Source organism: Acetobacter estunensis, assembly GCF_019083805.1.
Lineage (GTDB): Bacteria > Pseudomonadota > Alphaproteobacteria > Acetobacterales > Acetobacteraceae > Acetobacter > Acetobacter estunensis_A.
In genome coordinates, this window is sequence record NZ_JAHRDV010000003.1 from 233,473 (window position 1) to 248,533 (window position 15,061).

Annotated in this window: 11 protein-coding genes; 4 read left to right on the forward strand and 7 right to left on the reverse strand. The window is 60.4% G+C overall.

The features are described 5' to 3' along the window. The first annotated feature begins 101 nt into the window (after positions 1 to 101). From ppdK to KUA11_RS05805, 3 genes are all read left to right on the forward strand, one after another. Positions 102 to 2,777: a pyruvate, phosphate dikinase gene (gene ppdK / locus KUA11_RS05795; RefSeq protein WP_217409408.1), complete on the forward strand. Its 2,676-nt coding sequence runs from the start codon at positions 102 to 104 to the stop codon at positions 2,775 to 2,777. A gap of 138 nt (positions 2,778 to 2,915) precedes the next feature. Then, entirely contained in the window at positions 2,916 to 3,764 is an 849-nt protein-coding gene (locus KUA11_RS05800; protein ID WP_217409409.1) for a pyruvate, water dikinase regulatory protein, read from the forward strand. A gap of 344 nt (positions 3,765 to 4,108) precedes the next feature. Beyond that, entirely contained in the window at positions 4,109 to 4,984 is an 876-nt protein-coding gene (locus KUA11_RS05805) for a sulfurtransferase (protein ID WP_217409410.1), read from the forward strand. 98 nt (positions 4,985 to 5,082) lie between these two features. Here the strand turns inward: KUA11_RS05805 and KUA11_RS05810 are convergent, their stop codons facing one another. The 5 genes from KUA11_RS05810 to KUA11_RS05830 all read right to left on the reverse strand — a co-directional run bounded on the left by KUA11_RS05810 (position 5,083) and on the right by KUA11_RS05830 (position 11,895). Continuing rightward, on the reverse strand, positions 5,083 to 6,498 hold the full coding sequence (locus KUA11_RS05810; RefSeq protein ID WP_217409411.1) for a TIGR03915 family putative DNA repair protein: 1,416 nt from the start codon (positions 6,496 to 6,498) through the stop codon (positions 5,083 to 5,085). Beyond that, positions 6,498 to 7,727: a putative DNA modification/repair radical SAM protein gene (locus tag KUA11_RS05815; protein WP_217409412.1), complete on the reverse strand. Its 1,230-nt coding sequence runs from the start codon at positions 7,725 to 7,727 to the stop codon at positions 6,498 to 6,500. Before KUA11_RS05815 ends, KUA11_RS05810 begins: the two co-directional genes overlap by 1 nt. Before the next feature lie 84 nt (positions 7,728 to 7,811). Continuing rightward, a complete protein-coding gene (locus KUA11_RS05820; RefSeq protein ID WP_217409413.1) occupies positions 7,812 to 9,305 on the reverse strand; it encodes a CoA-acylating methylmalonate-semialdehyde dehydrogenase in 1,494 nt (497 codons plus the stop codon). Between the two features lie 31 nt (positions 9,306 to 9,336). Next, positions 9,337 to 10,707, reverse strand: a complete 1,371-nt coding sequence (locus KUA11_RS05825; protein ID WP_217409414.1) for an MFS transporter — start codon at positions 10,705 to 10,707, stop codon at positions 9,337 to 9,339. A 30-nt stretch (positions 10,708 to 10,737) separates the two neighbouring features. Beyond that, entirely contained in the window at positions 10,738 to 11,895 is a 1,158-nt protein-coding gene (locus KUA11_RS05830) for an iron-containing alcohol dehydrogenase (protein WP_217409415.1), read from the reverse strand. Positions 11,896 to 12,075: 180 nt separating this feature from the next. On the opposite strand from KUA11_RS05830, the gene KUA11_RS05835 reads away from it, so the two are divergent. After that, positions 12,076 to 12,993, forward strand: coding sequence for a LysR family transcriptional regulator (locus KUA11_RS05835; RefSeq protein ID WP_217409416.1), 918 nt, complete (start codon positions 12,076 to 12,078; stop codon positions 12,991 to 12,993). Here the strand turns inward: KUA11_RS05835 and KUA11_RS05840 are convergent. Together KUA11_RS05840 and gltX are read right to left on the reverse strand one after the other, a co-directional pair. Beyond that, the gene (locus KUA11_RS05840) at positions 12,983 to 13,432 is read right to left on the reverse strand and encodes a hypothetical protein (protein WP_217409417.1); all 450 of its coding nucleotides are present in this window, start codon (positions 13,430 to 13,432) and stop codon (positions 12,983 to 12,985) included. The genes KUA11_RS05835 and KUA11_RS05840 overlap by 11 nt on opposite strands. Before the next feature lie 229 nt (positions 13,433 to 13,661). Further along, the gene (gene gltX / locus KUA11_RS05845; protein ID WP_217409418.1) at positions 13,662 to 14,990 is read right to left on the reverse strand and encodes a glutamate--tRNA ligase; all 1,329 of its coding nucleotides are present in this window, start codon (positions 14,988 to 14,990) and stop codon (positions 13,662 to 13,664) included. Between the last annotated feature and the right edge of the window lie 71 nt (positions 14,991 to 15,061).

The following is a 15,061-nucleotide window of genomic DNA, read 5'->3' on the forward strand; positions in this document are numbered from 1 at the left end:
AAAACAACACCTGATTCCAGCGGAATGTGCCCAAACGGTTTTTTCCCCGGGAAAGGAAAGGCCGTTCGAAGGAGGCGCACCGCTCTCGGAGGGCGACGATCATGACGAAATGGGTTTACAGCTTCGGTGGCGGCCTCAATGAAGGTGGCGCCGACATGCGCAATCTGCTTGGCGGCAAGGGCGCCAACCTGGCGGAAATGGCGTCCATCGGGCTGCCCGTTCCGCCTGGCTTCACCATCACGACCGAGGTCTGCTCGGCGTACTACGAGAACGGCAACAGCTATCCGACCGATCTGGCCGAACAGGTCGCTGCCGCATTGCATCGCATCGAACATGCGGTCGGCCTGACTTTCGGTGATTCCAAGGCGCCGCTGCTCGTCTCGGTCCGCTCGGGCGCGCGCGTCTCCATGCCGGGCATGATGGACACGGTCCTCAACCTTGGCCTCAATGACGAGACGGTGGAAGGACTAGCGAAGTCCTCCAATGACGAGCGCTTCGCGTGGGACAGCTATCGCCGTTTCATCCAGATGTACGGCTCCGTCGTCATGGGCGTGCCGCATCACCGTTTCGAAGACATCCTTGAGCAGGCCAAGCACGCCCTTGGCGTGACCGACGACACCGCTGTCAAAGCCAACGACTGGCGCGAGATTGTCGAGAGCTACAAGGAAATCGTGCTCAAGGAGACGGGCAAGCCCTTCCCTGCCGATCCGCAGGAGCAGCTCTGGGGCGCGATCAGCGCCGTGTTCGGCTCATGGATGAACCCGCGCGCCAACACCTACCGCAAGCTGCACGACATTCCCGCAAGCTGGGGCACCGCCGTCAACGTGCAGGCGATGGTGTTCGGCAATATGGGCAACGACTGTGCGACAGGTGTGTGTTTCACGCGCGATCCGTCCACCGGCGAGAACATCTTCTACGGCGAGTATCTGGTGAACGCGCAGGGCGAGGACGTGGTGGCGGGCATCCGCACGCCGCAGCCCATGTCCGCCGAGCGCGCGACGCCCGATCAGTCTCCCATGGAGAAGGTGCTGCCGAACGCTTATCAGGAACTCATGCGTGTGCGCGAGATTCTGGAAAAGCATTACCGTGACATGCAGGACATCGAATTCACGGTCCAGAACAACAAGCTGTACATGCTCCAGACACGCTCGGGCAAACGCACGGCGGCGGCGGCTCTCAAGATCGCCATCGATATGGCGCGTGAAGGGCTGATCACACAGGAAGAGGCCATCGGTCGCGTGCCGCCGGCTTCTCTCGATCAGCTTCTGCACCCCACGCTGGACCCGAAGGCGGAGAAGAACCTGTTCGCGCGCGGTCTGCCCGCATCGCCGGGTGCGGCGGCTGGCGCCATCGTGTTCTCGGCTGAAGAGGTCGAGGAATATGCGGCGCAGGGCAAGGACGCGATTCTTGTCCGCATCGAAACCTCGCCTGAAGACGTGCACGGTATGCACGCGGCGCGCGGCGTTCTGACCACGCGTGGCGGCATGACCTCACACGCCGCCGTCGTGGCACGTGGCATGGGCCGCGTCTGCGTGGCGGGTGCTGGCAGCATCCATGTGGACTACAAGGCGCAGACCATGACGGTCGGCAGCACGACGCTCAAGGGCGGTGAGTGGATCACCCTCGATGGCGGCACGGGCGCTGTCTATGTCGGCAAGGTTCCCACCATTCCGCCAACGCTCTCGGGTGATTTCAGCACATTGATGGGCTGGGCAGATGAAGTACGTCGTCTGCGTGTCCGCGCCAACGCCGAAACACCGGACGATGCCGAGACGGCACGCCGCTTCGGTGCCGAAGGCATTGGCCTGAGCCGCACGGAGCACATGTTCTTCGGTCCCGACCGCATCGGGCATGTGCGCCAGATGATCATGGCCGACGATCCGACCACGCGGAAAAAGGCCATCGACGCGCTGCTGCCGTTCCAGCGGGACGATTTTGCGTCCATCTTCCGCATCATGAGCGGCCTGCCCGTCACGATCCGTCTGCTCGATCCGCCGCTGCACGAGTTCCTGCCGCATGGTGAGGCGGAACTCGAGGAAGTGGCCAAGGCTCTGGGACAGAGCGTGGACGCACTTCGCGCCCGTCGCTCCGCTCTCTCGGAAGCCAACCCGATGCTGGGCCATCGAGGCTGCCGTCTGGGCATCTCGTATCCCGAGATCTACGCGATGCAGGTTCGCGCCATTATTGAAGCGGCGATCCTTGTCTCCAAGGAAACCGGTGAAGCGATCATCCCTGAGATCATGATCCCGCTGGTGGGCATGAAGACGGAGTTGGACGTCACCCGCAAGGTGGCGGAGAACGAGATTGCGGCGGTGTTCAAGGAGCAGAATACGACGCTGGATTATCTGATCGGCACCATGATCGAACTGCCTCGTGCTGCGATCACGGCGGACCAGATTGCCCAGAGCGCGGACTTCTTCTCGTTCGGCACCAACGACCTGACCCAGACCACGCTGGGTCTGTCGCGTGACGACGCCGGTTCGTTCCTGCCTTACTACGTCGATCATGGCCTGCTGCCGAAAGACCCGTTCGTGTCCATTGACCGCGAAGGTGTGGGTGCACTGGTGCGTATGGGCGTCGAGGGCGGCCGTCGCACGAAGGCGAAGCTGAAACTTGGCGTCTGCGGCGAGCACGGTGGCGATCCGGATTCCATCGCATTCTTCGAAAGCGTTGGGCTGGATTATGTCTCCTGCTCTCCCTTCCGCGTACCAGTGGCACGTCTGGCAGCGGCGCAGGCAGCTCTGGCCCACAAGAAAAAGGAAGCCGCGACGTCCTGATCGCCGCAACCACTCACTGCACGATCAGGGGAGGCGCTCCATTGGAGCCCTCCCCTTTTCATTAGTCTCCCTTTCCCGAACGGGCCAACAGTTTCCACTCGGGCACCTTCCCACTTTCGGACAGGAACAACCGTCGCGATGAAACAGCGCAGCATCACCCTCCATCTGGTCTCCGGCGGAATCGGCCAGACGCTGGACTCTCTCGCGCGCGCCTGCGATCCGCACTTTCCCGATGTGGAACTGGAGTTTCGTCACTGGAACCTCGTGCGCACCCGCGCACAGCTTCGACAGGTCATCAAAGGCGTGGCGAGCGAACCGGGTCCGGTGCTGTCCTCGCTGACCGATGCCGCGCTTCAGATGGATCTTGAGGAAGGCTGCTTACGGCTGGGCGTGAAGCTGCTGGACGTGATGAAGAACACGCTCAACTTCCTCGAAGGCGTGACAGGCACACAGGCAAGCGAGGGTTCCGCAGGCGGCCAGTATGTCATGGACGAAAACTATTTTCGTCGGATCGACGCCATGCACTACGTGATCGAGCACGATGACGGACAGCAGACGCGCGAGTTGCGCGAGGCGGATGTCGTCCTTGTCGGCGTTTCACGCGCGTCTAAGACGCCGACCTGCTTCTACCTCGCCAACAAAGGGATCAAGGCGGCAAATGTGCCGCTTGTGCCTGACACGCCGCTGCCGCCCGAACTGTTCGACATCAAGGTTCCAGTGATCGGCCTGACAATCGACCCGGATTCCCTCATCGAAATCCGGCGCACACGTCTGATCACCATGGTCAGCGGCGGAAATCCGGCCTCGATGCGCTCGACAAGCTATGTCGATCCGGAGGAAGTGCGCGGCGAACTACTCTGGGCAAAGCGCCTGTGCGCCCGCCACGGCTGGCCGGTAATCGACGTGACGCGCCGCTCCATTGAGGAGACGAGTGCGGCTGTGCTCAACATCATCGAGCATCCGAACCCGGCGGGACTACCGGGATAACGGTTGGTTGCTTACAGATAGGTCCAGCCCTCCGGTTTTTAATGCCCAGAGGCTGGATATCCCCTCATGCTGTCTTCAAAACCGCAATCCGTTTTGCTTCTGCTGCCAGCACAATATTGCGGACTACTTTTGATGACACCGGCTTCACCAGCCATGAGGTTATGTAAAAATTCATTTTATAGAAACCATTAAGAACAACTCCGACAAGAGCAGATAATTCCACAAGGATTTTCTGATCCGAGCAACTACCTGCTTGGACCATAACGGCAACGCATGAGCGCACCTAACAGACCGATCGAAGTGGCTGTTAAATTGGAGACATCCAACAGCCATGGAGAATCAGAATGCGGCAAGCTGTCCTTTATTCCCCCAAACAGGTTCAGGATCTTATCGCCGCGGACAAAGTGGTGTTGATTGATGTGCGTGACCGGAAGGATTTCGATGCCGGACATCTGCCGGGTGCTGTCAACATGCCCGACATCTTCACCTATCTGGCCGAAACAACGCCTGAAGGTCTGAAAACACTTCAGAACACGTTTACCGATCTCTTCTCAGGCTATGGTCTCGATGGAGAAAAAACAGCGCTTGTCTATGAAGATGCGCTGCATACCCGTTATGGCGGATCCTGTCGCGGCTATTGGATATTGCGTTATCTGGGATACCCAAAGGTGGGGATTCTCGACGGCAGCCTGAGCGCATGGAAGCAGGCAGGTGGTGTGCTGACAACCGAAACAACCACACCCGTTCGCACGACTTTTCCGATCAATATTCAATCCCGTCTGATGGCAACGTATGAAGATGTGTTTCAGGCTCTGGGTGATCCTAACATCAAACTTCTCGATAATCGCGATCAGGTTGAATGGATGGCACAAAGCTCATCGCCCTACGGAATCGATTTTGCTCCGCGCAAAGGACGTATTCCGGGAGCGGTCTGGATCGAGTGGTACGATTTCATGCACATCACCGAAGACCACGCTTCCTTTCGTTCAAAAGAAGAAGTTCATACTTTGGCACGTTCCCGTGGTCTGATGCCCGAAGACGACATCATCATCTACTGCTTCAAGGGCGCACGGGCCGCCAACACCTATGTCGCTCTATCGGAAGCAGGATTTCAAAAGCTGCGTATATATATGGGCTCATGGAATGAATGGTCCCGCAATCCTGAACTGCCTATTGAAGGGGGCATCCCCAAAGCCGCAGCTCCGTTCATCAGGAACTAAACGGCACCAATACAATTGGCGGAGTACAGGCCTAAGACAGAATCTCCCGGTTGAGATTCCATGAGGTTTCGTTGAACTGACTGATGCGGAAACCCATTTCAGGAAACAATGAAATTTTTCACCGCCATCATTTCCTTATAAAAAGAAGCTAGTCCTTTCTGTGTTGCGGGCATAGCTGAAGCCGCCATGCCCGGCACGCCGAAAACCGTCTCTCTCATCACACCACTTGAAACGTCTTCATTCATGGAAGATCCGAACACCGAGAGAGCCGCTGCTTTTCCCATCGTCACGACAAGTCGGGGGCGAACCAGCGCCACCTCTTTCTCCAACCAGTGATGGCAGGCGCTGATTTCCAGTGCCAGAGGCGGACGTAACGTGCGTGTGCGCCCACTCGCAACAAAAGCGGCATGCCGAACAGCGTGTGTGATGCGGACTTCCTGACGTGTCAGACCAAGCTGCGCCAGAAGCGCGTCCATAATCTGCCCCGGAGTCCCGGAAAGGGGACGGCCTGTCAGATCATCCCGATCATCTGGCTGCTCAAGCACGAACATCAGGCCATCCCTGCCTGTTCCTTCTCCTGCCACGGCCTGTGTCGCACAGGCGTGCAAGACACAGCGTGTGCAAGCCGTGGCATCTTCCTGCAATCGCGTGAAAGCACAGGATGCAATCACGGGCGTTTTCTTTTGATCCCGTCGCGCGGTCAGACGTTCATGAAAAACCGGCGGCATCTGGAGAGCCTGTGCCGCCATCTGTTCCACACGTTTACCCGCAGATGCCACCAGTTGGGGAATAAGCGCGGCCTCGGGCAGATTACGCCAGTATTTCTTCGGCATCTCCGATTGCATGGCTCTCACCTTCAGCCGTGCCGGATTGAAAGTGGACGCAAAATAGGTCGTCCACAGCGCTTCGGTCACATCCTCAAGAGACGGCTGCGTGGCGGGCTCTTCGGAGAGTGTCAGTTCTCCACCTTCAAAAGCAGCGCTGCCTTTCGGTGTGAGGATCATCCAGTCCATGTCGCCAAAACGGGCAGAAAAGAACGGCGCTGTTCGCCCCACGATGTAATGATCCGGCTCAAACCACGCCACGAAACGCCGCCGTTCATCTGTCTGTGCGGGTATTTCGCGAAACCGCACGAAGGCCTTCATCTTGTGTCCATCCCGACGCACGGCTTTCTCCATGACCCTGGCCGCATTCACATCCGGATCGGGCGCAAACCCCAACAGGCCACGGGTGGTCTGCAATCGCCACAGAAGCCGATACAGCACGGGCAACCGCGTGGAGGATGCATGACACAGCACTGTGGCAGCCATATCCATGAAAGCGCGTGTCACATGCGGACGAGCGGCACGTAAGGGAATCTTCGGCAATGGATTAGCCGATTGTCCGAACAGGTCGCCGCCCTCTCCCGTATGCCAGTCGATGTCCTTCGGTGGCACGGACGCCATGAGCAATGTCCGGGCCACCTCGCGCCACTCGCTCACATCCGCATGGCTTGCAAGACCCACGCGCAGCATCAGAACAGCGACATCTGTTCGGGTTCGGGTGCAAAGAGTGCATGCAGATCAACGCGATCTGAAAGCTGCAAAGGGGACCACCCACGGGCACAGAGAAAGGGCTTCACCTTGCGCAGCGACACACGCATACGGGCGAGGTCTTCCAGTGTCAGTGCTTGATGACGGCGTGCCGCCAGCACGCTCGCTACGCCGCGCGTGCCCAGTCCTGGCACGCGCAGAAGCATCTCGCGCGGAGCCGTGTTCACGTCCACGGGAAACATTTCCCGATGAGCCAGCGCCCAGGCGAGCTTGGGATCGAGATCGAGCGAGAGCATTCCATCCGGTTGCGCTGCGGTGATCTCGTCAATGGAAAACCCATAAAACCGATAGAGCCAGTCTGCCTGATAGAGCCGATGCTCACGTAGGAGCGGTGGTTTGAGAACGGGGAGAAGGGCGGAAGCATCCGGAATGGGGCTGAAGGCGGAGTAATACACCCGGCGCAATCCATAGCCGCTGTAAAGCCGCGAAGAGGTGCCGAGGATCGTCGCGTCGCTCGCCCCGTCGGCCCCCACGATCATCTGGGTAGACTGTCCACCGGGCGCAAATTTCTGGCGGCGCTTCGTCTGCAATGTCGGTTCTTTTGCGGCCTCCATGCGCAGGCGCACGCCACCCATCGCTCTGCGGATCTGCGCGGGCTGTTTCTGGGGCGCGAATTCGGCAATGCCCGTGTCGGTCGGCAGCTCGATATTGATGGACAGACGATCCGCGAATAACCCCGCCTCTTCAATCAGCGCAGGGGAAGCTTCGGGGATAGTCTTGAGGTGGATGTAGCCTTTGAATCCATGCCCCTGCCGCAGATCGCGCGCGACACGCACAAGCTGCTCCATCGTGTAGTCCGGGCTACGAATGATGCCCGAAGAAAGAAACAGCCCTTCGATGTAGTTGCGCCGATAAAACTCCAACGTCAGCCACACCACTTCTTCCGCCGTAAATCGGGTACGTTCCACGTTGCTTGATGAGCGATTGATGCAGTAGGCGCAGTCAAAAATGCAAAAATTGGTCAGAAGGATTTTCAGCAACGAGATGCAACGGCCATCGGGAGCATAAGCGTGGCAGATGCCCGATTGCTGTGTCGAGCCGAGACCACCGTCCTTCGAAGTCCGTCGCGTCGTGCCGCTGGACGCGCAGGATGCATCGTATTTTGCGGCATCCGCGAGGATCGCCAGTCGTTCGCGTAGAGTCTTCCCCATACCGCGTTCATAGTTTGTTCTCGTTTGCGCGAGCAAGAGAAAAACGCGCCCTGCCCCGGACAAACCGGGACAGGGACGAATGCTTCACCCATGCGTGGGCATGACAAACTCCGCACCCGAACGGATGCCCTGTGGCCAGCGGGAGGTCACAGCCTTGAGGCGGGTGAAGAACCGCACTCCCTCCGGTCCATGCATGTGATGATCCCCGAACAGGGAGTCTTTCCATCCACCAAAGGAGTGGAACGCCATCGGCACAGGAATGGGAACATTCACGCCGACCATTCCCGCCTTCACCCCGTGAGTGAAGGCGCGCGCGGTATCACCATCACGGGTGAAAATTGCGGTGCCATTGCCATAAGGGCTGTCATTGACCAGAGAAAGTGCTGCGTTGAAATCCGGTGCGCGCATCACGCACAATACGGGACCAAAGATTTCCTCACGGTAGATGTCCATCTCTTTGGTGACGTTATCGAACAGCGATCCACCAATGAAAAATCCCTTTTCATGCTCGCTCACAACATGGTCGCGGCCATCCACCACCAATGTCGCGCCCTGCTCCACTCCAGAGTTCACCAGCCCCCGCACACGGGCGAGATGCTGCGCCGTCACCAGCGGTCCCATTTCGTTGTTGTCGTCCGTGCCATTGCCGATACGCAGCGAACGCGCACGTTCGGCCAGCGCCTTGACCAGCGGATCGGCCACAGGCCCCACGGCCACCGCGACCGAGATCGCCATGCACCGCTCTCCTGCCGAGCCATAGGCCGCACCCATCAGCGCATCGACGGTCTTTTCCAGATCGCAGTCCGGCATGACGATGGCGTGGTTCTTTGCACCTCCCAATGCCTGCACACGCTTTCCGTGCGCCGTGCCCGTTGAATAAACGTGCTTGGCGATGGGTGTTGAACCCACGAAACTGACGGCCTGTATCTCGGGATGTTCAAGAATGGCGTTCACCATATCCTTGTCGCCCTGCACAACCTGAAACACGCCATCAGGCAGTCCCGCCGCCTTGAAAATGTCAGCCAGCAGAAGTGCGGCGGACGGATCGCGTTCGGAGGGCTTGAGAATGAAGCAGTTGCCTGTGGCAATGGCCATCGGCGCCATCCACAGCGGCACCATCACGGGGAAATTGAAAGGTGTGATGCCCGCGACAATCCCCAGAGGCTGACGCAATGTGAAGGCATCCACCCCCCGGCTGACCTGTTCTGTAAATTCGCCTTTGAGCAACTCAGGCGCTGCGGTCGCGAATTCCACGACTTCCAGACCGCGTGTGACTTCGCCCTTGGCGTCCGAATGTATCTTGCCATGCTCGGCGGTGATAATAGAGGCAAGTTCGTCCGCGTGCTTCTCGATCAGGTCACGGGCACGAAACAGGACACGGGCGCGCGTCAGCGGCGGCGTCTCGGCCCAACCCGGAAAAGCTTTGCGGGCCGCTGCTACAGCAGCGTCCAGATCGGCCTGCTCACCGAGGACAACCTGTGCCGTGACGTCACCGGTCGCCGGATTGAAGACATCCGCGCGGCGATTACCGTGACCTTCGGTCCGAAGGCCGGCGATATGATGAGAAATGAGAATCATGATGTCGGTCCTTGTGTGGGAAAATGCGCGATCAGGCCGTCTGATCGGAAGGAGGAGCGAAGCCGGAAAGAGGACGAGCGGTGCGGGTTGCATCCGCATTGCGCGGCAACGTCTCGGGCACGAACAACCACGTCACGACGAAGCTCACGGCACAGATGGCGATGGGATAAAGCAGACCCGCGAACACGTTGCCCGTGCGTGAGACAAGGCTCAGGCTGATGAGCGGCAGGAACCCACCGAAGATTCCGTTACCTATATGGTAGGGAATGGAAATTGAGGTGTAGCGGACATTCGCGGGAAAGGTTTCGACAATGAACGCACCATAGGGGCCGTATATGAAGGCCGCGATGGTAACGAGCGCGAACACAGTCAGCGCGACCGGCAGGAAGTCGATGCCGTTCGGGTGCACGGCGGCACGCAGTACCATGAACAGCGGCAGATAAAGCACCACGGCCAGTGCCATGCCGATCAGCGAGAGCCGCTTGCGGCCTATGCGGTCCGACAATGCGCCGAAAAAGACGAAGAACGGCAGCCCGCACAGCGCCCCGACCGCCACAGCCAGCGTCGCGGGAAGGAAGGCCACCTTCATCACGCTCTGGAGGAAATACAAAGCGTAGAACTGGGCCGTGTAGAATGTGACGGCCTGCGCGCAGGCGACGCCAAAGAGGAACATGACGATCCGCCGCGCATTGCCCGGAATGGAAAAGGCGTCGCGGATGGGTGAGTTTGAGAGCTGCTGCTTCTCACGCATCTCCTCAAACACCGGAGATTCGTGCAGCCGCATACGGATACGGAACGACACCCCCACGAGCACGATCGAGACGAGGAACGGCAGACGCCAGCCCCAGTTCTCGAACTCGCCTTCTCCCAGCCCCAGACGAAGGCCCAGCACCATGCCCAGGGAGAGGATAAAGCCGCCCGAAGCCATGGCCTGAATGTAGCTTGCCCACTTGCCGCGCTCATGCGGAGGAGCGTGCTCGGCCACATAGGTGGCCGCGCCGCCATATTCCCCGCCCAGCGCCAGACCCTGAATAATGCGCAGCAGAATCAGCAGCACGGGAGCGGCATAACCTACCGTTGCAAAGGTGGGTAGGAAGCCGATCAGGGCAGTGGAACAGCCCATGATGAGCAGAGTTGCGAGAAACGTCACCTTGCGCCCGAAACGATCGCCCAGATGCCCGAAGACGAGACTGCCCAGCGGGCGCACGGCAAAGCCGGTGGCAAACGTGGCCACGCTGATAAGCGTTGCTGCCACGCCGTCTCCCGGTGGGTAGAACAACCGGGCAAAAAAGATGGCGAGACTGCCGTAGAGGAAGAAATCATACCATTCGATGACGGTGCCGACGCTGGATGCGAAGACGAGACCATGCATGGAACGGGGCTGAGAAGATGAACGAGCCATGAGGTGGTCCTCCTGTGCGGATAGGGCGGTTCAGGCCCAGACGCGACGATAAAGCTCAACGATTTCCGGAGCTGTGGGCACGCGCGGATTGTTGGCGGGAGAGCCGGAGGCGAGCGCCTGCTCGGCCATGAGCGGCAACAGGTTGTCCCAACGACCGGCATCCAGTCCGAACGCTTTCGGGCTTGGCACGCCGATCTCCGCATTACGCGCACGAAGCGCGGACACGAGCGCATCCCCAGCCGCGCCCTCGGAGGCTTCCGACCCAGCAATGCCCATCGCGTAGGCAGCGCGAGCATAGCGCTCGGGACTGCCCGAAAGCGACCACGCGGTGATTTCCGGCAGCAGCATGGCGTTGGAAAGCCCGTGCGCGACATGAAAATGCGCGCCGATGGGGCGGCTCATGCCATGAACGAGGGCGACGGACGCATTGGAAAACGCCATCCCCGCCTCGAACGCGCCCTGCATCACAGCGGCGCGGGCCTCCCGATTGCCCGGATCGGTGCAGGCTGTAGGAAGCCAGTCCCAGATACGTTTCATCGCTGTCAGCGCGAGCGCGTCCGTGAACGGGCTGGCACGCCGGGAGACATACGCCTCCAATGCATGCGTCAGCGCATCCGTGCCGGTGTCAGCGGTCAGCCGCGCGGGCATGGAGAGCGTCAGTTCATAGTCCACGATGGCGATACGGGGCTGATAGGCCGCTCCCATGCAGAGCATTTTCTCATCCGTGGTCTCATCCGTAATCACGGTGACGCGCGTGGCCTCCGAGCCGGTGCCCGCCGTGGTGGGAATGGCGATGACCGGCAACCCCGGTGCGTCCTGCACATGCGGCACCTTGAGCGCTGCGGGAGTGGTGTCGTGAGTCGCGAGCACGGCGACCATCTTCGCCGTGTCGATGGGGCTGCCGCCGCCAAGACCGATCACGCAATCGTGGCGTCCCTCATTTAGAAGGGCGAGAGCGGCGTTTACACACGCCACGGTCGGGTCCGGGACGGTTTCGGTGAAGGCGCGCAGATCCATGCCGTTCTCGCGCAGCAGATCGCGCACGCGGTCCAACGTACCGGACGACGCCATGAAGCCGTCTGTGATGACAAAGGGCGCACTCAGCCCGGCCTGACGAAGGGCATCGGGCAGCTCGTTCAAAGCGCCGCCGCCGATGCGGACGAAGGGAGGAAGAACCAGTGTCGTCATGAGCGTCCCCTGCATGTTGTCGGGTGTTTGCTGCTCGTGGAGAAGGCTCGTGACGAACCAGCTCTCACGGATTGACGATCCGGCGTTAGCGTGTGGGGCAACGTGCGAAAATTCCGCGTTTTCGCCCATGGCATGTGCAAGAATGCACGTAAGCGAAGACAATCCGAAAAGAGCCCTGACATGAAACGTGGGATGGACTGGCGCGACCTTCAGTTCTTTCTGGCGGTGGCGCGCGCGGGATCGCTGTCGGTGGCCGCCCGTGCTCTGGGCGTGGACCACGCCACCGTCGGGCGACGTGTCCAGTCACTGGAGCAGGCGACGGGGCTGACCCTGTTCGAGCGACACCTGCGGGGCTACGCCCTCACACGACAAGGTGAACGTCTGCTGGCTGTGGCCGAGGCCATGGAACGGGAAGCCGGACGAGTCGCTGAGAATGTGGAGGGCGGTCTTTCCGGCACGGTGCGGATCAGCGCACTGGAAGGCTTTGCCAACTTCTTTCTTGCACCGCGTATCGGGATACTGACGCAAGCCCATCCCGACCTCACGGTGGAAATGGTGACGATCCAGCAGATCGTATCTCTCTCACGACGGCAGGCCGATCTAGCTGTCGCCCCCACACCGCCGACGGGCGATCGCTTCGTAGCGGAGCCCCTGATCGACTACCGATTGTTCATCTATGCCAGCCCCACCTATCTGGCCGCTCACCCACCGATTGATGCGCCTGAAGATCTGGGGGCGCATCGGTTCGCGGGATATGTGGACGAACTGCTCTTTACACCGGAACTGGATTATCTAGGTAGCCTCGGTATCTCGCCACGTTCCGTGCGGATACAGAATTCCAGTATTCAGGCGCAAATGGCGGCCGTAGCGGCCGGGCTATGTCTGGGGGTGCTGCCAGCTTTCGTGGCCGCGACCCAGCCGGGTTTAGCGCGGGTTCTGCCGCACACCATGACTCTGCAACGTCGTTACTGGCTCATCACCCGCGCCGATGACGGACACACCGCACGACTGCGCCAGCTTGCTTCCATTCTACGCCGGGAAGTGGAAGCGAACCGCGCGCTTTTCCTGCCCTCGCCCGATGAGACGTCTAGCGAATGACGTGAAACAGCACGCGAGAGAGCGGTGTGTGGGACAGCACGATCACGATCAGACCGACCGCGATGGCGACACGCGCGCCGATGAATGTGCCGACTTCCAGCAGGTCATGCTGCGTGGCCATATCCATGAATGGATCCTGCGGGGCCGGAGCGGCTGGCGACAGGCTGGCTGCCAGACCGTTGCGATGCTCCCCTTCCGAGGCTGGGAGGCCTGCGCTTAGGAACAGTTCCACGCGGTAAACATCCAGCGCATCCGTGCGGTAGCGCCCACGCTCCAGCGCCACGGGACCACAGCGTGCGAGTTCCATCAGGAACAGCCGACGCGGTGTAATACCGAGATACCGCGCGGCTTCCACCCGTCCAAGCACATGCCGCCCCGGAAACACATGAATCGTGCTTCCGGCTTCGTGATCGCCAGCGGGGAACAGAGGGTCGGCCATAATTAGGAGAGTTCGGGATACACCCCTCTCCTGTCAATGTTTGTCACAGGATGCCAGCCCGTCCTTCACGGTCGCGGCATTCCATGAGCTGGACAACGGGGCCACAGAGAAAATAGAAAAACGTCTTTGAAGCCAATGGTTTTCCGAAACCGTTTTACCAGAAGAGACGCCGGGTCATGCGGGAAGACGATGGGACCGTTGCAGGATTACCTGACGGCCCCGCACTCTTTCAGACCCCCACGAGCAGTCGCGTCTTGGCCCGGTCGGGGCCGATCATGGGCAGCAGATCGCGCAGTTCGGGTCCATGTTCCTCACCCGTGAGCGCCAGCCGAAGCGGGCGGAACAGCGCTTTGCCGCTGCGTCCGCTCACGTCTTTCAGAGCGGCGGTCCATGTGGCCCATGTCGTCTCGTCCCACGGCGCGGGCGGCAGCAGAGAAGCGGCCTGCGCGAGGTAGGCTTCGTCGCCTTCCTGCACGGGAGAGACAATGTCGCCATGCGTCACGTCCCACCAGTGACGGGCTTCGGAGAACAGCTCGATATTGCTGCGGATCGTCAGCCAGAACGCTTCCGTGGCCCCCTGCGGAAGACGGTCCCGCACGGCTTCGAACGGCAATGCGGCCAGCACCCGGCGGTTAAGCCCCAGAAGCTGGCGCATGTCGAAACGCGCGGCCGATTTCGAGATATGCGAAAGATCGTACGTGGCGGCCAGTTCATCGAATGGCAGCGGCTCCGGGTCATCCGAACTGCCCAGCCGTGCAAGATACGACACCACAGCCTCAGCTTCCACGCCATCCTGACGCATTGTCTTGAGCGAAAGCGCGTCAAAACGCTTGGACAGCTTGCCGCCACCCTCGTCCAGAAGGAGCGGCAGATGCGCGAAGGTGAAGCAGTTTGGCTTGGCGCCCAGCGCCTCGGCAATGTCGATCTGCACGCCGGTGTTGGTCACGTGGTCTTCACCACGAATGATATGGGTGATGCCCGTTTCCAGATCGTCCACCACGGAAGCCAGCGTATACAGCACGGTACCGTCGGCGCGCACGAGCACCGGATCGGAGATGGCGGTGAGCTTGACGGAACAATCCCCCATCACGAGGTCTTTCCACTTCTTGCTGCCATCGGTTAGCTTGAAGCGCCAGTACGGCACCTTGCCGTTCGCTTCGGCCTGTGCGCGCTGCTGTGGCGTGAGCTTGAGCATGGCGCGATCATAAAGCGGCGGCTTATGCTGGCGAATGCGCATCTCGCGCTTGGCGGCCAGTTCCTGCTCGCTCTCGAAGCAGGGATAGAGACGACCGGACGCTTTCAGCGCTTCGATAGCGGCGGCGTACCGGTCCAGCCGTTCGGTCTGGCGAAAGGTCTCGTCCCAGCGGATGCCAAGCCACGTCAGATCCGTGCGGATCGCTTCCGCGAAGCTTTCACGCGAACGACCCGTATCGGTGTCGTCGATGCGCAGTTGGAACGTCGCACCGTGACGACGGGCGAAGAGGGCGTTGGCGATGGCCTGACGGGCGTTTCCGACGTGCAGCATGCCGGTGGGACTGGGCGCGAAGCGAAGTTTCATGCGCGATTTATGCCGGGGCCGAGCGGGAAACGCCAGAGGCGACGACAGACTCTACAAGCAACATGGCGGTA